The organism is Streptomyces hamibioticus, assembly GCF_047946815.1.
In the GTDB taxonomy this organism is placed as follows: domain Bacteria; phylum Actinomycetota; class Actinomycetes; order Streptomycetales; family Streptomycetaceae; genus Streptomyces.
This window is the reverse complement of record NZ_JBKKQY010000001.1, coordinates 4,641,372-4,664,374: the sequence shown is the minus strand read 5'-3', so window position 1 is coordinate 4,664,374 and position 23,003 is coordinate 4,641,372. Positions and strand designations below refer to the sequence as shown.

Below are 23,003 nucleotides of genomic sequence, written 5' to 3'. Positions count from 1 at the left end.
CGAATCTACAACCGGAGTGCGTCAATGCGCCCGGAGAAGGTGTTGGACCGCATGATCGGCCGGGCGGGACGGTGGGGCCATGCCGCAGCCGACCGCACAGAATCCGCCCCGCCGGGGTCTCCTGCCGACCGTCACCGCCGACACCCTGGTCATCGCCGACTTCGGCCCGCGCCGCCGGAACCCGCACGACACCCGCCCGCGCCGTCGCCGCCCACCGCGCTCCCGGCCGCCGGGCCCGTACCGCCGGCTCCTCGCCGTCCCCGGCGCCCGGGCGTTCACGATCGGGAACCTCATCGCCCGGCTCCCCATGGGCATGTTCAGCGTGAGCGCGGTCGTGATGATCGCCGGCACCCGGGGCTCGTACGCCCTGGCCGGCGCCGTCACCGCGACCGGGCTCGCGGCGACCGCGCTGGCCGCGCCGTGGACCGCGCGGCTCGTCGACCGGTACGGCCAGGCCCGGGTGGCCGTACCGGCCACGGTGTTCGCCGTCCTCGGCTCGCTCGCCCTGCTGCTGTGCGTGCGGCACGGCGCCCCCGACTGGACGCTGTTCGCCGCGTACGCCGCCACCGCCACCACCCCCAACACCGGCGGCATGGCCCGGGCCCGCTGGGCCCACCTGCTCAAGGGCGACGCCGACGGCCTGCACACCGCCAACTCCTTCGAGCAGGCCACCGACGAACTGTGCTTCATGCTGGGCCCGGTGCTGGCGGCCGTGCTGTGCGGGGCGCTGTTCCTGGAGGCGGGCACGCTGGTCGGGGCGGTGCTGCTGCTGACCGGCATGCTCCTGTTCACCGCCCAGCGCGCGACCGAGCCGCCCGCCCGGCCGCGCCCGCACGCCAGGGCACCGCTGCGGGCACCCGGCATACCGCCGCTGCTGGTGGTGTGCCTGGCCGTGGGCGGGGTGTTCGGCGCCATGGAGGTCGTCACGATCGCGTTCGCGGACGCACAGGGGCACCGCACGGCGGCCGGACTGGTCCTGGCACTGCAGGCGGCCGGTTCGTGCGCGGCGGGTCTGCTGTACGGCGCGCTGAGGCCGGCCGGGCCCGCCGAGGCACGTCTGCCGTGGTGCGTCGCAGCGATGGCGCTGCTGCTGACCCTGCCGCTGCTCGCGGCGGCCCTCACCGGCTCGCTCCCGCTGCTCGCGGGCGCGCTGCTGATCTCCGGGATGGCGACCGCCCCGGCGATGGTCACCACCATGACGCTGGTCCAGCGCCGCACGCCCGAGGGCCGCCTCAACGAGGGCATGACCCTCGCGGTGACCGGCCTGCTGGGCGGCATCGCCTGCGGCAGCGCGGCCGGGGGCTGGACGGTGGAGCACATCTCGGCCACGGCCGGGTACGGCGTTCCGGTCACGGCCGCCGCGGTGGCGCTGTTGCTGGCGCTGCTGCCGTCCCCCGGGTGCCGCCGGAACCATTGACGCCCTCACGTCGCGCCCTTACCTTCCTGCGTCGAAGCGCTTCGACGGCGTCGACACCGGAGGGGCGAGGCGGATGGCCAGGATCACCGACGTGGCCCGGCGGGCCGGGGTGTCCCCCAGCACCGTCTCGTACGCCCTCAGCGGCAAGCGCCCGATCTCGGAGGCGACCCGGCGCCGCGTCGAGGCGGCCGTCCGCGAGCTGGGCTACCGCCCGCACTCCGGTGGCCGGTCCAGGGTGCTGGCGCTGCTGGTCCCGCTGCGCTCCGGCGTCGACGTGCCCGTGGTGACGCGGTTCGCGGTGTCCGTGGTGGGTGCGGCCCGCGCCCACGACCACGACGTCCTGCTGGTCACCGGGGAGGACGGCGAGCAGGGGCTGCGCGGGATCGCGGCCGCGGGGACGGCGGACGCGGTGATCGTGATGGACGTGGAGCTGCGCGACCCCCGGCTGCCGCTGCTGCGCAGGCTCGGCCGGCCGTCGGTACTCATCGGCGTGCCCGCCGAGCCCGACGGTCTGACCTGCGTCGATCTGGACTTCCGGGCGGCCGCGGAACTGTGTGTGAACCATCTGGCCGGGCTGGGGCACCGGGTCGTGGCGCTGATCGGCTCGCCGCCGGAGGTGTACCTGCGGCAGACCGCGTTCGCCCACCGGGTGCTGGGCGGGTTCACGGCCGCCGCCGACCGTGCGGGGCTGGTCTCCTCCGTGCACCCCTGCGCCGCCGGGCGGGACGGCGCCCGGCGGATCGCCGAGGCGCTGCTCGCCCGGCACCCGGCGCCGACCGGTGTCGTCGTGCACAACGAGCCGCTGCTGGGGCCACTGGTCGACGCCTTCCGGCGGCTCGGGCTGCGAGTGCCCGGCGACCTGTCGGTCACGGCCATCTGCCCGGACGAGGTCGCCGCCGCCGCCCGCGTCCCGGTGACCTCGGTGTGCGTCCCGGCCGAGGAGGCGGGCAGGCGCGCGGTGGACCTGCTGATGAGCGGGCCGGCCGGCGCGCCGGCCCCTGCGGTCACGCTGCTGGCGCCCCGCCTCACGCCCCGCGCGAGCACGGCTCCGCCGCCGGTGCCGTGAGGCGGTCCGGTGTGCCGTCGGCCCCGGACCGGACGCGGCCGAGGCCCTGTTGCGGCGTCGCGCGGCAGGCGCCCACCCGGCAACAGGCCCTAGCCCAGGCCCCAGGCCCGGCCCAGCCGGTGGGCGGCGCACAGGTTCACGTCCAGGGCGTACGCGCCGGCGGTGCCGCACTGCTCGGGCCCGGTCCCCGGATCGACGGGCTGGCCGTGGCCCATGCCGGTGAGGGCGTAGGTCTCCACGACCGCCCGGCCGGCCGGGTCCCGGAAGACCTGGTGCGGATGTCCGGCCACGGTGTCGCTGACGTCCGCGGTCCGGTCGGCGCCGTGCACGTCGGTCCACTGTGCGACCAGGTCGGTCATGTTGACCGGCCTGACCGTGTAGTCGGCCGTACCGTGCAGGACGGTGAGCGCCGGCCAGGGCCCGTCGTGCCCCGGGCGGGCGGCCCGGACCCGGTCGCCCCACTGCCGCGGGGTCTGCGCGGCGCCGACGTACATGCAGACGTACGGCGACCCGGCCGCCTGCGCACAGCCGTACGGCAGCCCGGCGACGATCCCGGCGGCGGCGAACTTCTCCGGGTACGTGGCCGTCATCACGGCGGTCATGCCCCCGCCGGCGGACAGCCCGGTGACGTAGACGCGGGCGGCGTCGCCGGAGACGTCGGCGAGCTGCCGGTCCACCATCTGCGCGATGGACGCCGCCTCACCCCGGCCGCGGGCGATGTCGCCCGTCTGGAACCAGTTCAGGCAGAAGGAGGGGTTGTTGGCGCTCTGCTGCTGCGGCAGAAGGACGGAGAAGCCCCACCGGTCGGCGAGCTGGAGCCAGCCGCTGCCGGTGCCGTAGCCGGAGGCGTTCTGGGTGCAGCCGTGCAGCGCCACGACGACCGGCCGCCCGGCGGGCAGCCCGTCGGGGACGTACCGGAACATCCGCAGCGCGCCGGGGTTGGAGCCGAAGCCGGTGACCTCCTGGAGGGTGGCGGCGGCGGCCGGTGCCGGGGCGAGCAGTACGGAGAGGACGGCGGCGAGGACGGTGAGCAGGACGGTCGCGACCCTGGGCCGGGTCACCCGCGCTGGTGTCGTCTGTGTCATGCGGAGGGACCGTAGAAGCGCGAACCCCTCCTCGGTATGGGGCTGGGCCCCACAAACACGACGAGGGCCCGGTGGTCTACGACCACCGGGCCCTCGTCACATGGAGATTGTGGAGATGGCGGGAATCGAACCCGCGTCCAACGGTGCGGAACCAGGGCTTCTCCGTGTGCAGTCCGCTTCGATTTTCTCGGCCCCGGAGATCACGCGGACAAGTCTCCGACGGGCTCAGTCACTGTGTGATTTCCCTCTTCACCCCGTGACCGGGATCGAGGTTTAGTTCCCTAGCTGATGCCAGGTTCCGGGTCGGGAACAGCCCCGGGCTGACACTCCCGTAGTAGGAGGCTCGCTCTGCTACCTGAGATCAGGCAGCGAGGGCGAAGGCCTGCTGGGAGGAATCGCGCTTGGTGTTGGCGATTATTTTTTTCGGCCTGTGGTTTACGAGATCATGGCCGCTTCCTCGACACGCTTCCCCTGCTTCGACAGCCGCTGTCGAAACCGATCATCCCCATGTTGCGCTGTTCAATTGAATACGTTCAAACCCTCCAAGAGGGCCGCGTCGCACCGTCCTGCGGTGCGGATGCCATCGTACGTGACCGGCACCCGTCAGTGCCAGCGTATTCTCCGGCGTCACCCGGGTGTGGCAGCAGGTTCAACCATGTACGTCACCCGGGCATTCCCGGCCCCGGGATGTGACCTCTGTCACGCCCGCTGCTTGCGCCGGATCGCCGAGATCGCCCGCTCGGCCTCGCGCCGGTCCTGCTTCTCCCGGAGGGTCTGACGCTTGTCGTACTCCTTCTTGCCTCGCGCGAGCGCGATCTCGACCTTGGCCCGGCCGTCCTTGAAGTACAGGGCGAGCGGCACGACGGTGTGCCCGGTCTCCTGGGACTTCGACTCCAGCTTGTCGATCTCCGAGCGGTGCAGCAGCAGCTTCCGCTTGCGGCGGGCGCTGTGGTTGGTCCAGGTGCCCTGGCTGTACTCCGGCACGTGCACGTTGTGCAGCCAGGCCTCGTGCCCGTCCAGCTGGACGAAGCCGTCGGCCAGCGAGGCCCGCCCCTGGCGCAGTGACTTCACCTCGGTGCCGGTGAGGACCAGGCCGGCCTCGTAGGTGTCGAGGATGTGGTAGTCGTGCCGCGCCTTCTTGTTCTGCGCGATCAGCTTGCGCCCTTTTTCCTTAGCCATAGTGCCGACCATTTTCGCACTACGGAGGGGGTCGGCGGGAAGCCGTTTACGCGGCGGGCGCGGCTACGCCCCCAGGCCGCTGAGCACCGTCTCCGCGCGGCGCAGGGCCGTCGGGTCGACGGCGTCGAGTTCCAGGTCGGGCGTGATGCCCGTGCCGTCGACACCGCGGCCGGCGGGGGTGCGGTAGTGCCCCACGGTGAGCTCGGCGACCGAGCCGTCCGGCAGCGTGCCCGGCATCTGCACCGAGCCCTTGCCGAAGGTGCGGGAGCCCACGACGACCGCGCGGCCGCGGTCCCGGAGGGCGCCGGCGAGCAGTTCGGCGGCGCTCATCGTGCCGCCGTCGACGAGTACGACCAGGGCGCTGGTGGTGTCCCCGCCGGGCTCGGCGTGCAGGGCGCGCTGCTCGCCGTCCACGTCGTAGGTGGCCACGAGACCGCCGTCGAGGAAGGCGGCGGCGGCGGTGACGGCCTCGCCGACCAGGCCGCCGGAGTTGCCGCGCAGGTCGAGCACGATGCCGGCGCCGGCCGGGGAGCGCCGTACGGCCGTGCGCACCTCCTCGCCGACGCCCTTGGTGAAGGAGGCGACCTTGACGACGGTCGCGCCGCTCGCCAGCCGGCGCACGGTGACGGGCCGCGTGGTCAGCTCCGCGCGGCGCACGGTCTCGGTCCACGCGCGCGTGCCGCGCTCCAGGCCGAGCCGGACGGTGCTGCCGGCGGGCGCGTCGGCGGCGTCGCCGCGCAGCAGGGCGACGACCTCGGTGACGGGCCGCCCGTCGACCGTCCCGCCGTCGACGCTGCGCAGCCGGTCGCCCACGCGGATCCCGGCGTCGGCAGCGGGCGAGCCGGACCGCACCTCCGTCACCTCGACACGGCCGTCGCGGCCGCGTCGCACAGAGAGGCCGACGCCGGTGTACCGGCCGTCGAGGGCCTCCGCCAACTCCTGGTACTCGCCCGGGGAGTAGACGGCGCCCCAGCGGTCCCCGCTGCGGCTGACGGCCCGTTCGGCCGCCTCGACGGGGGACTTGCCGTCGGCCATCGCCTCGGCCGCCGCACGGGCCACGTCCGCGTGGCGCCCGGCGGGGGCGGCCTGACGGGACGGGTCGGACGCCGGCTCGTGATCGCCCGCGGGGAGCGAGCCGGTGGCCGCGCCGGCCACCAGGACACTGGCGAACACCAATGTCAGGGCGGCGCCGTGGCGAATGCGGCGGGGCTGACAGAACAGGTCACGACCTGACATGCCGGTGAGTCTAGGACAAGCGAAGAGGGTCGTACGGACGCTTGTCCGTACGACCCTCTTGGCATGTGTCACACCTTCAGGTACTTGCGCAGCGCGAAGAAGGCGGCCAACGCGGGCATCAGCAGACTGGTGGCGAGGATGAGCGGCAGCTTCGTGAGCACCGCGTCCCAGCCGATGAAGTTGATCAGATCGAGCTTCTCGGACAGCGCGAGCCCGTGGTCGATGATGAAGTACCGCGCGACCACCAGGAACCCGCAGGCGACCGCGCCGCCGATGAGCCCCGCGACCGCGGCCTCCATGATGAACGGCGCCTGGATGTAGAACCCGGAGGCACCGACCAGGCGCATGATGCCGGTCTCGCGCCGCCGGCTGAACGCCGAGACGCGCACGGTGTTGACGATCAGCATCAGCGCGACGACCAGCATGAGCGCCATGATCGCCCGCGCCGCCCAGTTCATGCCGTTCAGCAGCCCGAAGAGGTTGTCCAGGATGCCCTTCTGGTCCTGCACGGACTGCACGCCGTCCCGCCCGTCGAAGGCGGTGGCGATGACCTGGTACTTCTCCGGGTCGGTCAGCTTGATGCGGTACGACTCCTGGAGCTGGTCCGGCGTGAGGGAGCTGGCCAGCGGCGAGTCGCCGAACTGCTCCTTGTAGTGCTTGTACGCCTCGTCCTGCGACTCGTACGTCACCGTGTCGACGACCGACATCTCCTTGAGGTCGGCCTGGATCTGCTCCTTCTGGTCCTGGGTGACCGCGCCCTTGGCGCAGTTCGGGTCGGACTCGGCGTCGCTCTTGTTGCAGAGGAAGATCGAGACGTTGACCTTGTCGTACCAGTAGCCCTTCATCGTGTTCACCTGGTCGCTCATCAGGAGCGACCCGCCGAACAGGGCGAGCGACAGGGCGACGGAGACGATGACGGCGAACGTCATCGTCAGGTTGCGACGGAGACCGACGCCGATCTCCGACAGGACGAACTGGGCGCGCATGGCGTCTGGTTATGCCTTTCCGTGCATCTCGTGCGGTCTCAGTGCTGGTAGCCGTAGACGCCGCGCGCCTGGTCGCGGACGAGGCGGCCCTTCTCCAGCTCGATGACGCGCTTGCGCATCTGGTCCACGATGTTCTGGTCGTGGGTGGCCATGACCACGGTGGTGCCCGTGCGGTTGATGCGGTCCAGCAGCTTCATGATCCCGACGGAGGTCTGCGGGTCGAGGTTGCCGGTGGGCTCGTCGGCGATCAGCAGTTTGGGCCGGTTGACGAAGGCCCGCGCGATGGCGACGCGCTGCTGCTCACCGCCGGACAGCTCGCCCGGCATGCGGTCCTCCTTGCCGCCGAGCCCGACCAGGTCGAGCACCTGCGGCACGGACTTGCGGATCTCGCCGCGCGACTTGCCGATCACTTCCTGGGCGAAGGCGACGTTCTCGCCGACCGTCTTGTTCGGCAGCAGGCGGAAGTCCTGGAACACGGTCCCCAGCTGGCGCCGCATGTGCGGCACCTTCCAGTTGGACAGGCGGGCGAGGTCCTTGCCCAGCACGTGCACCTGTCCGTGGCTGGCCCGCTCCTCGCGGAGGACCAGCCGCAGGAAGGTGGACTTTCCGGAGCCGGAGGACCCCACGAGGAAGACGAACTCGCCCTTTTCGACCTCCAGGGATACATCCCTGAGGGCGGGGCGGTTCTGCTTGGGGTAGACCTTGGAGACGTTGTCGAATCGGATCACGGATGCACCACGGGTCGCCGGGGGTAGATGTGCGTGACCATACGCGAAGTGGGTATGGGACCGCAGTCACCGGTCGGGGTTGCGCGCTGGTTGCGCGTTTTGTCCCTGCCCCGGCGCCCGGAGGACCGCGCGCAGCGACGCGCGGAACCTGGCACAGTGGAACGAGGAACGTTCGCGGGACTGCGAGCGTTGGGTACGTGAACACGTGACCACGTGAACCGACACACCGGTGCGGTGCAAGGAGGGCGAGCGCATGACGTACGACCGGTTGGTGTGCGCGAACTGCGCGGCGCCCGTGAACGAGGGCCGGTGCCCGGTGTGCCGGGCGAACCGCGAGCGACTGCAGCAGGGGAACTTCTTCGCGGGTCTGAACCCGATGGCGCTGATCGCGCTGCTGGCGGTGCTGGTCGCGGCGGTGGCGCTGCTGGCCCACCAGACCGCCTGACGCGGGACACACGGCGAGGGGCCCGGAGCACTGTGCTCCGGGCCCCTCGCCGTGTTCGTACGGTTACCGTCAGGCAGCCGCGCCGTGGCCGGCCACCACGCGCGGCAGCACGCGGAAGCCGATGCCGCCGGCGATCATCGTGGCGGCGCCGATCACCAGGAACGTGGTCTCCGCGGCACCGGTCTCGGCGAGCTCCTCGCCGTTGCCCTGGGCCGAGGCGTCGGAGGCCGGGACCTCCGTGCCGGTGTCGGTGAGGGCGGAGGAGCCCTCCTCCTGCGCGGAGGCGTCGTTGCCACCGCCGTCGGGGGTGGTGCCGTCGCCGCCGGTGGAACCGCCGGTGGTGTCGGAGCCGCCGATCACGCCGCCGTTACCGCCGGTGGAGCCACCGTTGCCGCCGGTGGAGCCACCGTTGCCGCCGGTGGAACCGCCGTTACCGCCGGTGCTGGTGCCGCCCTCGGAACCGCCGGTGCCCGTACCGCCCTCGGAGCCGCCCGTGCCGGTGCCGCCCTCGGAGCCACCGGTACCGGTGCCACCCTCGGAACCGCCGGTGCCCGTGCCACCCTCGGAGCCGCCCGTGCCGGTGCCACCCTCAGAGCCGCCCGTGCCGGTGCCACCCTCAGAGCCGCCGGTGCCCGTGCCACCCTCAGAGCCGCCGGTGCCCGTGCCACCCTCAGAGCCGCCGGTGCCCGTGCCACCCTCGGAGCCGCCGGTACCGGTACCACCCTCAGAGCCACCGGTACCGGTACCACCCTCAGAGCCGCCCGTGCCCGTACCGCCCTCGGAGCCGCCCGTGCCGGTGCCGCCCTCGGAGCCGCCGCCCGGCTCGCACGAGGGGTCGACGACGATGTCACAGGGGTTGCCGGTCTCTTCCTCGCCGGCCTCGACACCGATGCCGAGACCGAGGCCGCCCTCGTTCGTCTCAGCGGTCACACCGATCTCGAGCGCCGACGCCGCACCCGCGGCGGTCAGCGAAGCGCCGGCGGCGATCACCGCGCCCGCGGCTATGCGCGCGACACGGATCCGCGTCTTCTTCGTCATGTAGTTGCTACCCCCAGTAGCCGAATAGTCGATGAGGCGGCGTTCGGGGCCGTGATCGACGGGGGCAGCGGTATCGAAGCCAAGTCCCCCGGTTCACATGCGCCCCAGAAATACGCATGCCGCGCCTCACCCTTCCGATTTTTCACAGCAACGTCAAGGCCGTTGCGCACGCGATGTCCAGGTACGAGATGTATGCCAGGAACGGAAGGGCGTGAGTGTGATGTAAAACCCGGACATCACCGGCACAGAAAAGGCAACTGCCGCCGGGAGGGCGGCAGTTGCCTTGTCGACAAAGCGGCGTTTTTGCAGTCCGGTTACTTCTCCTGCTGCTTGCGCCAGCGAATTCCGGCTTCGAGAAAGCCGTCGATCTCACCGTTGAAGACGGCCTCGGGGTTGCCGACTTCGTGCTCGGTCCGCAGGTCCTTGACCATCTGGTACGGGTGCAGGACGTAGGAACGCATCTGGTTGCCCCACGAGTTGCCGCCGTCGCCCTTGAGGGCGTCCATCTTGGCCTGCTCCTCCTGGCGCCGCCGCTCCAGCAGCTTGGCCTGGAGGACGTTCATCGCCGTGGCGCGGTTCTGGATCTGGGAGCGCTCGTTCTGGCAGGAGACGACGATGCCGGTGGGGATGTGCGTGATGCGCACCGCGGAGTCCGTGGTGTTCACGCCCTGGCCGCCCGGACCGGAGGACCGGTAGACGTCGATGCGCAGCTCGGACTCGTCGATGTCGACGTGGTCGGACTGCTCGACGACGGGGAGCACCTCGACCCCCGCGAAGGACGTCTGGCGGCGGCCCTGGTTGTCGAAGGGCGAGATGCGCACCAGCCGGTGCGTGCCCTGCTCCACGGAGAGGGTGCCGTAGGCGTACGGCACCTGCACGGCGAAGGTGGTCGACTTGATGCCGGCCTCCTCCGCGTACGACGTCTCGTAGATCTCGGTCTTGTAGCCGCGCTGCTCGGCCCAGCGCAGGTACATGCGCTGGAGCTTCTCGGCGAAGTCGGCCGCGTCGACGCCGCCGGCCTCGGCGCGGATGTTGACGACCGCCTCACGGGCGTCGTACTCCCCGCTGAGGAGCGTACGGACCTCCATCTCGTCCAGCGCCTTGCGGACGGCCGTGAGCTCGGACTCGGCCTCCGCGCGGGTGTCCGGGTCGTCCTCCTCCTCGGCCATCTCGAAGAGCACGGCGAGATCGTCGATCCGTCCGCGCAGCGCCTCCGCCTTCCTGACCTCGGCCTGGAGGTGGGAGAGCCGGCTGGTGATCTTCTGCGCCTCGTCCGGGTTGTCCCACAGGGACGGCGCGGCCGCCTGCTCCTCGAGCACGGCGATGTCTGCCCTCATCTTGTCGAGGTCCAGAACGGCCTCGATCGACTCCATGGTCGAGGAGAGGGACTTGAGCTCTTCGGATACATCGACGACTGCCACGCATCCAGCGTAACGGCTCCGCCAAGCGGTCCACGCCGGGTGCGGGCGAGCGGACGGGTGCACCGCCTCCCGGCGAGGCGGGGCCCGTCACGGGGGCAGGGGTCCTCAGGGCGAGGCGGAGCCCGTCACGGCGAGGCGGGGGCCCTCACGGCGAGGCGGGGGCTGAGTTCTTCGTGTCCTGCGGGTCGGCGCCCGTGTCGTCACCGGACGTGGCCAGCCAGGTGCCGGCGCCGATCGCGGCGGCCAGGGCGAGCGCACCGGCGCTCAGCGCGGCCCGGCGGCGCCGGGCGGCGGCCCGGTTGCGGGCCGAGCCGGGGCGTGGGGCGCCGCTCGCGCGCGGGGCGCGGGCGGTCCCGCGGGCGCCACCCGCCAGCTCGTCGGGCGCCGGTACCCGCATGGAGGTGTGCGTGTCGCGGTTGGAGTCGGCGGGCTTGGCACCGGGCACCAGCGGGACCGCGCCACGGCGCCGTACCGGTTCCCCGGCCCGCGCGGGGCCCTCGGCCGGCTCCTCGGCGTCGTCGAGGACCTCCTCCGGCTGCTCCGCGCCGGGCTCGTCCACGTCCAGCGGGGGCATGCCCGCCAGCAGCGGCAGCAGCTCGCGCAGCCGGGCGCCCAGCTCGGAGGCGCGCAGCCGGGAGGCCGGTGCCTTGGCCAGGCACTGCACGAGGAGCTGCCACAGCTCGTCCGGGATGCCCGGGAGGGGGACGACGGACTCGGTGACGTGGCGGCGCAGGACCGCGCCGGGGTGGCCGCCGCCGAACGGGGTGAAGCCCGCGAGCAGCTCGTACAGGACGGTGGCGAGCGCGTAGATGTCCACGGACGCACGCGGCGGCAGGCCCTCGACGATCTCCGGCGCCAGGTAGTCGGGGGTACCGATGATCTTCGTGGCGCGGGTGCGGCGCGGGGTGTCGATGAGCTTGGCCACACCGAAGTCGGTCAGCAGGGCGCGGTGCGAGGCGCCCGGGCCGAGCGGGCCCTGCATGTCCAGCAGCACGTTCTCCGGCTTGACGTCGCGGTGGACGACCCCGGCGGCGTGCGCGGCGGCCAGTCCGTCGGCCACGTCGGCGACGATCGCCACCGCCGCCTCGGGCGCGAGGCGCCGCTCCCGGTCCAGCCGGGTGCGCAGGTCGGTGCCGCGGACCAGGTCCATGACGAGGGCCAGGTCGTTGCCGTCGACGACCAGGTCGCGCACGGAGACGACGTTCGGGTGCTCCAGGCCGAGCAGTGCGGTCCGCTCCTGCACGAAACGGCCGACGAGCTCCTGGTCGGAGGCGAGGTCCTCGCGCAGCAGCTTGATCGCCACAGGGCCCTCCGGCCCCTCGCCCAGCCACACCGTGCCGGCGCTGCCCCGCCCGAGGATCTGGTGGGCGGTGTACCGGCTGCCGATCTTCCGTGCCAAGACTGCTCCTACCGACGCGTGTTGTCGCCAAAACTACGCGTACGGCGAGCCAACCTTCACCGCGGAGGCGGAAATCACCCGCCAGGTGTCGACAAATCCCCAACCTGGCCGCGGCCGGGGCGGCCGGGCCGGTCAGCCGGTGCCGGAGCCCGTACCGCCGCTGCCGCCCAGGTCCTGGACCCAGGACGCGACATCGCCGACCCAGGTGGTGATCTGGTCCCAGTAGCCCTTGCCGGTGCCGATCCACTCCTGGAGCGGGCTCAGCTCCCAGACCAGCCAGCCGGCCACGAACAGGATGACGATCGTGAACAGGCAGCCCTTCAGACAGCCCAGGCCGGGGATCCGCATGGGGTTGGCGCTGCGCTGCCTCGGCGGCCGGGGTTCGCGCCGGGGGCGCTGCGGCTCGGGCGTGGGCGGCGGGGCGTACCGCTGCGGCTGGGGCTGCGGGGGCTGCTGCGGCTGAGGGGTGGCGTAGCGCTGCGGCCGGCCTTGCGGGGGATGCCCGTATCCCTGCTGGGGCTGGGGCCCGCCCTGCGGCGGCCGCTGCGGCTGCTGCTGCGGCCGGGCGACCTGGCGCTGCGGGCGGCGGCGCAGCGGGTCCTGGGCGGGGTCGAGGTACTGGACCTGCGTCTGCTCGTTGCGGTCGCGGGCGGCGCGCAGCTGGTTCTGCCAGGGGTGCGGGTCCTCGGGGCTCCCGCCCTGTCCCTGTTGGCCCTGTTGGCCCTGTTGGCCCTGCTGGCCCTGTTGGCCCTGCTGGCCCTGCTGACCGGGCGGCCCCGGCGGCACCGGGGGCATCACGGCGGTCGGGTCGGCCGCGCCGCGGTTCGGCAGGACGGAGGTGGGGTCGGCGGCGCCGGCCGGGCCGCCGGTGTGCGGCAGGACGCTGGTCGCGGCGTTCGGGTCGTACGAGCCCGCGCCGTGGGGCAGCACCTGGGTCGGGTCGGCGGCACCGGGCGTGCCGGGCACGGGGGCGGGTGCCGGGTCCGGGACGAGGAGGGCGCCGACGCCTTCCGCGGCGGCGATCTGCGCGGAGCTCGCGTGCACGCCGATGCCCTCGGCGACGGTGCGCAGGCCACGGGCGAGGTTCTCGGCGCTGGGGCGCTCGTCGGGGGTCTTGCGCAGGCAGCGCTCGATGACCGTCCAGAGCGGATCGGGGACCGTGGACGGGCGGCGCGGCTCGGCGCTGAGGTGCTGGTGCAGGACCTCCAGGGCCGAGCCTCCGGAGAACGGCGGACGGCCGGTGACCAGCTCGTAGAGGAGGATGCCGGCGCCGTAGACGTCGACGGCGGAGGTCTGCGGGTGGCCCTCGGCGGACTCCGGCGCGACGTACGCGGGCGTGCCGACGAACTCGTGGGTGCGGGTGAGGCCGGGCGAGTCGGCGAGGCGCGCGATCCCGAAGTCGGTGAGCATCGGGTGCATCTCGCCGCCGTCCTGCTTCAGCAGGACGTTGGCCGGCTTCAGGTCGCGGTGCACGACGCCGTCGGCGTGGCTGGCGGCGAGCGCGTCGGCGATCTGAGCGGTGAGCAGCGCGGCGGCGACGGGGGTGAAGGGCCCGTTCTCACGCAGGTAGCGGTGCAGGTCGGGGCCGTCGACGAGGTCCATGACCAGCGCCAGCAGATCGCCCTCCACCACCAGGTCGCGGACCCGGACGATGTTCGGGTGGGTCAGCCGCAGCAGTACGGACCGCTCCCGCAGGAAGCGCATCACGACGTCGGCGTCGTTCGCGAGCTCCTCCTTGAGGACCTTGATCGCGACGGTCTCGCCGGGCTGTCCGGGTACGGCCGCCTCGGCGCCCGCGGTCTCACGCTGGCGGGCTCGCCAGACGGTCCCCGTGGCGCCGCGTCCGAGCGGCTCCTCGAGGAGGTACTTGCTGCCTACCGGCCGCACGTCATGCGCTCCCTGCTGCTTGCTGGCGTTTCCGACCCACTGTAATGCCGCCCTGCGCGGCACCGGGCCGTCGTCGTCTGTGGCCCGGCCGCGGGCCCGCGGTTGATCTCCGTCGGTCTCCGCGTCGGTCCGTCATCCGCGCCCGGGTTCCGCTTCCGGTGCGTGTTCACAGGAAAGACGCTCGACCCGGTCCGTTGGTTGCCGGGCCCGGACGTGACCGATCTCAAGCGATGCTCAAACGATCAGCCGGGCGGCACTGGTCAGGCACTTTTGCGGGCAGAGCCGACCAATCAAGATCATTGAACGGTGGAGGGCGGGCGCGTTGTCAGCGGCAGGTGCGAGGATGCCTCCAGAACTGGCAGACGTGCTCGTGTGGCGGTGGGGGAAGTGATGCAGATCCGGCTGACCGTCGTGGACCCGCTGCGCCCGTCCTCCGCGGCGGGCAGCGCCGCAGGCTGCGACGTGCTGGTCACCGCCCCGGCCGGCACGGCCCTGGCCGCGGTGGCGTCGGCGCTGGCCTCGGCCCTCCCGGGTGGTGACGGCTCCGCTTCCGGTTCCGGTTCCGTGGTGCTGTACGCCGGTGAGCGGCGGCTCGACGCCCAGCGCTGCACGCTGGGCGAGCCCCCGCTGATCGACGGTGCCGTGCTGTCGCTGGGCGCCCCGGGCGAGCCGGAGCCCCACCCCGAGGCGGACGACGCCCCGGCCCAGCTCCATGTGGTCGCCGGTCCCGACGCGGGCGGTGTCCATCTGCTGCACGGCGGCCAGATCCGGCTCGGCCGCTCCGCCGGCGCCGACGTAGCCCTCGACGATCCGGACGTCTCCCGGTTCCACTGCGCGGTGACCGTCGCGGCCGACGGCCACGTCTCGGTCGCCGACCTCGGCTCGACGAACGGCACCACCCTGGACGGCGCCCGCGTGGGCGACCGCCCCGTCCGCTTCGCGCCGGGTGCGCTGCTGCGGATCGGCGAGTCGGCGCTGCGGCTGGTGGCGGGCCGGGGGTCGGAGCGGGTGGTGACGACCCCGGACGGCGAGGGGCACGTGCGCGTGGCCGTACCGGCCGGGGGGAGCGGAGCGGCACCCGCGCGCACGGACCATGCGGTGAGCGGCCCGGCGGGCCCCGGGGGGCCGGCCGCGTACGGGGGCGAGGACGGTCGCGGGGGCCGGGGCGCCCACGGCGCTGAGGACGGACGTGCGGGCCCGGGCACCCACAGGAGCGAGGACGGCCACAGGGGTTCGAGCGCCTACGGGAGCGAGGACGACCACAGGGGACCAGGCACCCACGGGAGCGAAGACGGCCACAGAAGCCCGGGCACCCACGGGAGCGAAGACGGCCACAGAAGCCCGGGCACCCACGGGAGCGAAGACGGCCACAGGGGCCCGGGCACCCACGGGGGCCCGAACGCGCACGGGGGTGGGGACGCCCGTGGGGGGCCGAGCGCCTTGGTGGGCAGCGGCACCCAGGTGGGCCCGGGAGCCCGCGGAGGTCCGGAAGCCCGAGGAGGCCAGGAAGCCCACCGAGAAGGCCAGGAAGCCCGAGGAGGCCCGGAGGTTCACGACGGGCCGGGCGCCCGCGAACGGCGGGAGGCCCACGAGGGCGGCCGGGAAGTCCGGGGGACCCCGCACGCCTACGGCTCGGCGGGCTGGGGTTCCGCCGACGCCTCGCCCGGCGCCCGGGACCACGGCGCTCCGCAGGCGCCGCTCGTACCGGGCCAGGGCGGCGCCCCGACGATCGAGACGCACGGCGGCACCCGCCCGCCCGCCGCCGCACCGACCGCCACGCCCCTCGCCGGCACCGGGGACCACCCGTCCGCGTCCGGCGCCGGGGCCGCCGACGCCACGCACGCCGGCCCGCCCCCGGCGACCGACTCCGGGGACTCGGTCGCCGGGAGCGGGACCGGCCGCCGGAAGGGCACTCCGGTGCGGGGGACCGATGCCCCACAGGGCGTGCGCAGGCGCGGGGGGCTCACGGCGTGGGCGCGGCGGCTGACCGGCGGGCGCGGTGAGCCGGGCGCGGCCGGGCGTCCGGCGTACGACGCCGAACCGGCCGGCGACCCCGCGGCCGAGGCCACTGTCACCGCGCCCCCGACACCGGAGAGGTGGCCCGACCCGGCCGCGCTCCTGCTGACGGCGCTGGGCCCCGGGCCTCGCCTGTGGGAGCGCGGGCCGGGGCATCCGGAGGCGCTCACCGTGCGGCTCGGCACGGCCGACCGGGTCGCGCCGGGCGGCTCGTCGCCGCTGCCCGCGGTGCCGGTGACCGCCGGGCTGCGCGAGGCCGGGGCGCTCGGGCTGGCGGGTCCGCGCGAGCGGCTCTCCGGGCTGGCCCGCGCGGTGCTGGCCCAGCTCGCCGCGCTGCACTCCCCCGACGTCCTGGAGATCGTCCTGATCAGCACGGACCGCGCCCGCCCGGTCCAGGAGCGCACCGCCGAGTGGTCCTGGCTGGGCTGGCTGCCGCATCTGCGCCCCGGGCACGGCCAGGACTGCCGTCTCCTGCTCGCCCACGACCGCGAGCAGGCCGCGGCGCGTGTCCAGGAACTGGTCCGCCGGCTGGAGGACCACCTGGCGGACGCCCGGTCGGGCAGGCCACGCCCGGCGACGCCCGCCCACACCGTGCCGGCCGCCCGCGCCGGGGGGCCGCTCCCCGGAACAGCCGGTACAGCAGCGCACGGGACAGCAGGGCACGGCACCGCAGCGCACAGCACCGCAGGGCACGGCACCGCGGCACCCGGCGCGGCGGCAGGGACCGCAGAGGCCGCCGGCTCCCCGACACCGGCTACACCGGCTCTCGGAGCATCCGCCTCGGCGGCACCCGGCTACTCCGCGCCCACCGCATCACGGCCCACACCAACCGCAGGCGGAGCATCAGCCTCCCCAGCACCCGCCCCCCGGGCAACACCGCCGGCGCCCCCGACCTCCGGCGCACCCGGCTCGGCAGCCCCCGTCCCCGGCGTCCCCGACTCGGGCACAACCGGCGCCGCGGCGCCAACCCCCGGAGCGTCCGGCGCTGCCGCCCCCGTCCTCGGCTCCGCCGCACGGTGGGCGGTCGCCGGACCGGGCCTGCCGGCCGCCCCGGCCGGCCACTACCCCCACACCCCGGCCACGGAAGACGCGGCCGGGACCGTCCGGCGGCCCTCCTGGGCACGTGCCGACGGGGACTCCGGCGAGCCGGCCGGCTTCGCCGGTCCGTACACGGTGGTCGTGGTGGACGGCGACCCCGGCGGCGCCGACGTGCGCGAGGCGGTGGCGCGGCTGGCGGTCGAAGGGCCGCGGGCCGGGATCCACCTCGTGTGCCTCGCCGAGACGCCCGCCGCCTCCCCCGCCTCGCCGGTGACGGAGACGTACGAGGCGGCCTGTGCCGTCTCGCCGGTGTTCCGGGAGTGCGGTGCCGTCGCACTGCTCAGCGGGGACGTGGCGACGGCCCTGCGGTTGCTCCGCGTCGCCCGCGCGGGCGCACCCGGCACGGACGCCCCCCGGCCCGGTCCGGTGGGCCACGGCACCCTCGGCACGGTGGACGCCGTCTCCCAGCCCTGGGCCGAGCGGTTCGCGCGGGCGCTGGCCCCGCTGCGCCCGGAGGGCACCCTCGGTCAGCGGCACCCGCGCGTGTCCGCACCGCTCCCCCGGACGGCCCGGCTCCTCGACGAGTTGGGCCTGGCCCGGGCCACCCCGGCGTCCCTGATGGCGCGGTGGGCGGACGCGGCGGACGACACCACCGCCCTCGGCGGGCGTGCACACGGCGTGCTGGGGGCCGGACCGCGCGGCCCGGTCACCGTGGACCTGGCGGCCGAGGGACCGCATCTGCTGATCGAGGGGCCGCCGGGCAGCGGCCGTACGGAGCTGCTGCGAGCGCTCGTCGCCTCGCTCGCCTCGGCCGAGCGCCCCGACCGCCTGGGCGTCGTCCTGATCGACGGCCGGGACGGCGTGGGCACCGGCGGCGCGGTGGGCGAGGGCCTGCGCAGCTGCACGGACGTCCCGCACGTCACGACCCACCTCACCGCCAACGACCCGGTGCGCATGCGGGAGTTCGCCCAGTCGCTGAGCGCCGAGCTCAAGCGCCGCGCCGAGTTGCTCGGGCGGTCCGACTTCACCGAGTGGCACACCGGACGCGAGGTCTCGGGCCGGATGGTCGCCCAGCGCACGGCGGGCGCCCGCACCCGCACCGGAACCAGCACCAACAGCAGCGCCAGCAGCACCAGCAGCACCAGCGGTCTCTCAGGGACGACCGGTGCCGCCCCGGCCACCGGCCCCGCCGTGGCCCCCGCGCACACCGCCGATACCGGCGCCACCCCATCCACCGCCCCCACCACTCCCACCGGTCCCCCGTCCCCTGGCGCCGCGGACCTGGACGCCCCGCCCAGCTCGACGCTGCGGCTGCGGCCGGGCGCGGCGCGGCGTCGGGCGGAGGCCGCGCCGCCGCTGCCCCGGCTGGTGGTGGTCGTCGACGACCTGGACGCCCTGGTCACGCCCGCCCTCGGATCGCCCGGGCGCCCCGCCGCGGGGTCCGTGATGCGGGCGCTGGAGGCCGTGGCGCGCGAGGGCGAGCGGCTCGGCGTCCACCTGGTCGCGGCGGCGACCCCCGGTGGCCGTACGGCGCAGACGGAGCCCGCGCGCCGGGCGGCGCTGCGCGTCACCCTGGACACGCCGGTACCCGGCCCGGACGAACCGGCCCCCGGACGCGGGCGGCTGACCGTCCCCGACGGCCGGGTCATACCGCTGCAGGCGGGCCGCGTCACGGGCCGCATCCCCCGCACGGCGACCCTGCGCCCCACGGTCGTCCCACTGGAGTGGCACCGCATGGGCGATCCGCCCACCCGACGTCCCGTCCGGGAGCTGGGCAACGGCCCGACGGACCTGGCACTGCTGGCGAGCGCGCTGGAGCGGGCGGCCCGCGAGGTCTCGGCGGCGGAAGTGCCGTCGCTGCTCTGACGCCCGTCCACCCACGCTCCTGCCCCAGGCCTGCCCCCCTCAACAACCCTGCACTGCCCCCAACACCCCGGCGGCGCCCCAAGCCTGACTCTCAGTCACCCAATCCTCGCGCCCCGGACCACTCCCACCCCCCACCCCCGCAACCCATGGTCACGAGGGGGTCACGATCCCCCGGTTGACAAGGGACGCGCTCTTGCCGCCCCCAACCCCCCGGGCGTACACCAGACCGCACGGGACAGCGCCGAACGCTCGACGAGGCACGAAGAACGGGGCAGTGATGCGCACGAGCAGCACCATCGGGAAACGCAGGACCGTCAGGCAGGCCACGAGAGTCGCGGCGGCCCTCGCCGCGGGCGCGCTGGCGCTCTCGCTCACCGCGTGCGGCGGGGACGACGACGGCGGCAACGGCAACGGCGGCCAGGGCGGCGGCGACCAGCAGACGGAGAGCGCCGTCACCCTCCCCAAGCTGGACGGCGAGACCCTGGAGGTCGCCGCGGTCTGGACCGGCGCCGAGCAGGAGAACTTCAAGAAGGTCCTCGCGGAGTTCGAGAAGCGCACCGGTGCCAAGGTGACCTTCGTGCCCGCCCAGGACCCGATCATCAACTTCCTCGGCTCGAAGATCGCGGGCGGGGCCCCGCCGGACGTGGTGATGCTGCCGCAGCCCGGCGCCATCAAGCAGGCCGTGGACAGGGGCTGGGCCAAGCCGCTGGGCGCCGAGGCGCTCAAGGAACTGGGCGAGAACTACTCGCCGGGCTGGCAGGACATCGGCAAGGTCGACGGCAAGCAGTACGGCGTCTACTACAAGGCCGCCAACAAGTCGCTGATCTGGTACAACACGCAGGTCTTCGAGAACGCTGGCGTCTCGGAGCCGAAGACCTGGGACGAACTCCTCAGCACCGCGCAGACGGTCTACGACTCGGGCGTCACCCCGTTCTCCGTCGGCGGCGCGGACGGCTGGACCCTGACCGACTGGTTCGAGAACGTCTACCTCTCGCAGGCGGGTCCGGAGAAGTACGACCAGCTGGCCAAGCACGAGATCAAGTGGACCGACCCGTCGGTGAAGGAGGCGCTGACCACCCTCGCCGAGATCTGGGGCAAGCAGGACTACATCGCGGGCGGCGCGTCCGGCGCGCTGCAGACGGAGTTCCCGGCCTCGGTGACGCAGACCTTCACCGGCGGCGCCCAGCCGAAGGCGGGGATGGTCTTCGAGGGCGACTTCGTGCAGGTGAACATCGGCGAGACGACCGCGAAGGTCGGGCAGGACGCCAAGGCGTTCCCGTTCCCGGCGGTCGGTGACATCGCGCCGGTGGTCTCCGGCGGTGACGCGGCCGTGATCCTGGAGGACTCGAAGGCGGCGCAGGCGCTGGCCACCTGGCTGGCCTCCCCGGACGCGGCGGTGATCCACGCGAAGCTGGGCGGCTACCTGTCGCCGAACAAGAACGTGGACGCCTCCGCGTACCCCAACGACGTCCAGCGGGGGATCGCCGAGGCGCTGATCGCGGCCGGTGACGACTTCCGGTTCGACATGTCCGACCAGGCCCCGCAGGCCTTCGGCGGCACGCCCGGCAAGGGAGAGTGGAAGGCGCTGCAGGACTTCCTGAAGAACCCGAAGGACGTCGCGGGCGCACAGCGGAAGCTGGAGGCCGACGCGGCCGCCGCGTACGGGAACTGACGCGATGACGTCGGCTGCCGCGGAGGGCGTCGCCAAGACCGGGGTGACGCCCCCGGCCCCCCGCCCGCGCAAGAGCGTGACCGGCACCCGCAGGACCGTGGCGGCCCTGTTCCTGCTGCCCGCCCTGGTGCTGCTCGGCGCGCTCGTGGTCTACCCGATCGGGTACTCGGTCGTCCGCAGCTTCTACGACCAGTCCGGCGACTCCTTCGCCGGCTTCGACAACTACCAGGCCCTGTTCACCGACGACGGCATCCGTACGGCGCTGAAGAACAACATCATCTGGGTGGTGTTCGCGCCGACGGTGGCCACCGCGCTCGGTCTGATCTTCGCCGTGCTCACCGAACGGGTGCGCTGGGGCACGGCGTTCAAGCTGGTCGTCTTCATGCCGATGGCGATTTCGATGCTGGCGGCCGGCATCATCTTCCGGCTGGTCTACGACCAGGACCCGGACAAGGGCGTGGCGAACGCGGTATGGGTCGGCGTGCACGACACGTTCGCCCAGGCGTCGGCGTTCCCGAAGGCCCACCCGGGCCGCGAGTCGCCGCTTCAGCCGGCCGGCGGCGGCGCGTTCGTCACCAAGGAGCCGGTCCGCGCGGGCGACCCGGTGGCGCTGCCGCTGGTCGGCGTCGCCCCCGACGTGATGCCGGACGACGCGAAGACGGCCGTGGCGCCGCGGGCCGAGCCGGGCAAGGTCACCGGCACGACCTGGCAGGACTTCACCCGCGGCAAGGGCGTCGGGCAGCTCAACGGCGTCGACGACGCCGAGCTCGGCTATGCCGGGATGAAGATCGAGGCGGTGAAGGACGGCAGGGTGGTGGCGTCGACGACGGCCGCCGCCGACGGCACGTTCACGCTGCCCGCCGCGGCCGACGGGGCGCTGCTGCGGCTGCCGGGCGACAACTTCAAGGAGCCGTACAACGGCCTGAACTGGCTCGGCCCGTCACTGGTGACGCCCGCGATCATCGGGTCGTACGTGTGGATGTGGGCGGGCTTCGCGATGGTGCTGATCGCGGCGGGACTCGCGGGCGTGCCCCGGGAACTGCTGGAAGCCGCGCGGGTCGACGGCGCCAACGAGTGGCAGGTCTTCAGACGGGTCACGGTGCCGCTGCTCGCGCCCGTCCTCGCGGTCGTGGCCGTCACCCTGATGATCAACGTGCTGAAGATCTTCGACCTGGTGTTCATCATCGCGCCGGGCTCCTCGCAGGACGACGCGAACGTGCTCGCCCTGGAGCTGTACCGCAAGGGCTTCGCGGCGGACCAGCCGGGCGTCGCCAGCGCGATCGCGGTGTTCCTGCTGCTGCTGGTGATCCCCGTCATGTGGTTCAACGTCCGACGACTCCGGCGGGAGGTGCGGCGATGACATCGCATGTGCCGTGCTGCGGCCGGGAGTCCGGGGGTTCTCCTCCGGATGAGCACAGTAACGTCCGACGACTCCGGCGGGAGGTGCGGCGATGAGCGCGGACGCGGGTCCTCTCACCAAGGCGGAGCCGAAGCCGCCCGCCTCCCCCGCCGAGCCGAAGCGGTCGCTGGGCTCACGGCTCGCCGAAAGGGTCAGCGGCGGCCTGGTTCAGGTGTTCCTGATCGTGGTCGGCCTGTTCTGGCTGGTCCCGACCATCGGTCTGCTGCTGTCCTCGCTGCGCACCCCGCGGGACATGGCGGCGAGCGGCTGGTGGGAGGTCCTCACCAAGCCCTCCCAGCTCACCTTCGCCAGCTACGACGAGCTGCTCCGCAACAGCGACATCACGAACTCGCTGGTCAACACCGTGCTGATCACCGTCCCGGCGACGGTCCTCGTCGTCGTCATCGGCTCGCTGGCGGGCTATGCGTTCGCCTGGATGGAGTTCCCGGGCCGCGACTGGTGGTTCCTCGGCGTGGTGGGGCTGCTGGTGGTGCCGGTGCAGGTGGCGCTGATCCCGATCGCCGAGCTGTTCGGCAACATCGGCCTGTTCGGGTCGATCCTCGGGGTGATCCTGTTCCACGTCGGCTTCGGCCTGCCGTTCGCGGTGTTCCTGCTGCGGAACTTCTTCGCGGAGATCCCGCGCGAGCTGCTGGAGGCGGCCCGCCTCGACGGGGCGGGTGAACTGCGGCTATTCGCCAGGGTCGTGATGCCGCTCGGCGGCCCGGCCATCGCCAGTCTGGGCATCTTCCAGTTCCTGTGGGTGTGGAACGACATGCTGGTCGCGCTGATCTTCTCGGACTCCGGGAGCCAGCCGATCACGGTCGCCCTCCAGACGCAGGTACGGCAGTTCGGCAACAACATCGACGTGCTGGCGCCCGGCGCGTTCATCTCCATGGTGATCCCGCTGGCCGTGTTCTTCGCCTTCCAGCGGCAGTTCGTGTCCGGCGTGATGGCGGGCGCGGTGAAGTAGCGGCGCACGGCGAGAACTTGTGGCCCTGGCTCGGGGGCGGACCGGCTGCCGGTCCGCCCCCTGCCGTGTTCGAGTCCGGTCCCCCGAATGCCGTAGGCACCGTAACCAAGTCACTCCATTGGCCGTTCCCGGGCCGAACGCCCGCGCCGACCCAT

16 protein-coding genes and 1 other RNA gene are annotated in these 23,003 nt (G+C 73.5%); 7 read left to right on the top strand and 10 right to left on the bottom strand.

Annotated features, from left to right (window positions below; all coding sequences use genetic code 11):
- Positions 1–79 precede the first annotated feature (79 nt).
- Both ACLGIH_RS21210 and ACLGIH_RS21205 read left to right on the top strand, forming a co-directional pair.
- Positions 80–1,417, top strand: coding sequence for an MFS transporter (locus ACLGIH_RS21210; protein ID WP_416526838.1), 1,338 nt, complete (start codon positions 80–82; stop codon positions 1,415–1,417).
- 73 nt (positions 1,418–1,490) lie between these two features.
- Positions 1,491–2,483, top strand: coding sequence for a LacI family DNA-binding transcriptional regulator (locus ACLGIH_RS21205; RefSeq protein ID WP_416526837.1), 993 nt, complete (start codon positions 1,491–1,493; stop codon positions 2,481–2,483).
- A gap of 89 nt (positions 2,484–2,572) precedes the next feature.
- Here ACLGIH_RS21205 and ACLGIH_RS21200 read toward each other — a convergent pair whose 3' ends face one another.
- The 6 genes from ACLGIH_RS21200 to ftsE all read right to left on the bottom strand — a co-directional run bounded on the left by ACLGIH_RS21200 (position 2,573) and on the right by ftsE (position 7,697).
- On the bottom strand, positions 2,573–3,568 hold the full coding sequence (locus ACLGIH_RS21200) for an extracellular catalytic domain type 1 short-chain-length polyhydroxyalkanoate depolymerase (RefSeq protein WP_416526836.1): 996 nt from the start codon (positions 3,566–3,568) through the stop codon (positions 2,573–2,575).
- A 107-nt stretch (positions 3,569–3,675) separates the two neighbouring features.
- Positions 3,676–4,075, bottom strand: a transfer-messenger RNA (tmRNA) gene (ssrA, locus tag ACLGIH_RS21195).
- Positions 4,076–4,267: 192 nt separating this feature from the next.
- Positions 4,268–4,747, bottom strand: coding sequence for an SsrA-binding protein SmpB (gene smpB, locus ACLGIH_RS21190; protein ID WP_416526835.1), 480 nt, complete (start codon positions 4,745–4,747; stop codon positions 4,268–4,270).
- Positions 4,748–4,810: 63 nt separating this feature from the next.
- A complete protein-coding gene (locus ACLGIH_RS21185; protein ID WP_416526834.1) occupies positions 4,811–5,983 on the bottom strand; it encodes a S41 family peptidase in 1,173 nt (390 codons plus the stop codon).
- A 68-nt stretch (positions 5,984–6,051) separates the two neighbouring features.
- Positions 6,052–6,969, bottom strand: a complete 918-nt coding sequence (ftsX, locus tag ACLGIH_RS21180) for a permease-like cell division protein FtsX (protein ID WP_416526833.1) — start codon at positions 6,967–6,969, stop codon at positions 6,052–6,054.
- A 38-nt stretch (positions 6,970–7,007) separates the two neighbouring features.
- Positions 7,008–7,697, bottom strand: a complete 690-nt coding sequence (gene ftsE / locus ACLGIH_RS21175; RefSeq protein ID WP_416526832.1) for a cell division ATP-binding protein FtsE — start codon at positions 7,695–7,697, stop codon at positions 7,008–7,010.
- A 253-nt stretch (positions 7,698–7,950) separates the two neighbouring features.
- On the opposite strand from ftsE, the gene ACLGIH_RS21170 reads away from it, so the two are divergent.
- Entirely contained in the window at positions 7,951–8,142 is a 192-nt protein-coding gene (locus ACLGIH_RS21170) for a hypothetical protein (RefSeq protein WP_416526831.1), read from the top strand.
- 69 nt (positions 8,143–8,211) lie between these two features.
- Here ACLGIH_RS21170 and ACLGIH_RS21165 read toward each other — a convergent pair whose 3' ends face one another.
- The 4 genes from ACLGIH_RS21165 to ACLGIH_RS21150 form a co-directional block, all read right to left on the bottom strand.
- A complete protein-coding gene (locus ACLGIH_RS21165) occupies positions 8,212–9,180 on the bottom strand; it encodes a hypothetical protein (protein WP_416526830.1) in 969 nt (322 codons plus the stop codon).
- Between the two features lie 314 nt (positions 9,181–9,494).
- Positions 9,495–10,601: a peptide chain release factor 2 gene (gene prfB / locus ACLGIH_RS21160; RefSeq protein WP_416526829.1), complete on the bottom strand. Its 1,107-nt coding sequence runs from the start codon at positions 10,599–10,601 to the stop codon at positions 9,495–9,497.
- 145 nt (positions 10,602–10,746) lie between these two features.
- Positions 10,747–12,000: a serine/threonine-protein kinase gene (locus tag ACLGIH_RS21155; protein ID WP_416526828.1), complete on the bottom strand. Its 1,254-nt coding sequence runs from the start codon at positions 11,998–12,000 to the stop codon at positions 10,747–10,749.
- A gap of 132 nt (positions 12,001–12,132) precedes the next feature.
- On the bottom strand, positions 12,133–13,887 hold the full coding sequence (locus ACLGIH_RS21150; protein WP_416526827.1) for a serine/threonine-protein kinase: 1,755 nt from the start codon (positions 13,885–13,887) through the stop codon (positions 12,133–12,135).
- A gap of 390 nt (positions 13,888–14,277) precedes the next feature.
- On the opposite strand from ACLGIH_RS21150, the gene ACLGIH_RS21145 reads away from it, so the two are divergent.
- The 4 genes from ACLGIH_RS21145 to ACLGIH_RS21130 all read left to right on the top strand — a co-directional run bounded on the left by ACLGIH_RS21145 (position 14,278) and on the right by ACLGIH_RS21130 (position 22,848).
- Positions 14,278–18,807 carry an FtsK/SpoIIIE domain-containing protein gene (locus ACLGIH_RS21145; RefSeq protein WP_416529441.1) on the top strand — a complete coding sequence of 1,510 codons (4,530 nt, stop codon included), beginning with the start codon at positions 14,278–14,280 and terminating at the stop codon, positions 18,805–18,807.
- Between the two features lie 277 nt (positions 18,808–19,084).
- The gene (locus tag ACLGIH_RS21140) at positions 19,085–20,479 is read left to right on the top strand and encodes an ABC transporter substrate-binding protein (RefSeq protein ID WP_416526826.1); all 1,395 of its coding nucleotides are present in this window, start codon (positions 19,085–19,087) and stop codon (positions 20,477–20,479) included.
- Positions 20,480–20,483: 4 nt separating this feature from the next.
- Positions 20,484–21,839 (top strand): carbohydrate ABC transporter permease, encoded by a 1,356-nt coding sequence (locus ACLGIH_RS21135; protein WP_416526825.1) that lies wholly within the window; start codon positions 20,484–20,486, stop codon positions 21,837–21,839.
- 91 nt (positions 21,840–21,930) lie between these two features.
- Positions 21,931–22,848 carry a carbohydrate ABC transporter permease gene (locus ACLGIH_RS21130; protein ID WP_416526824.1) on the top strand — a complete coding sequence of 306 codons (918 nt, stop codon included), beginning with the start codon at positions 21,931–21,933 and terminating at the stop codon, positions 22,846–22,848.
- Positions 22,849–23,003: the final 155 nt, after the last annotated feature.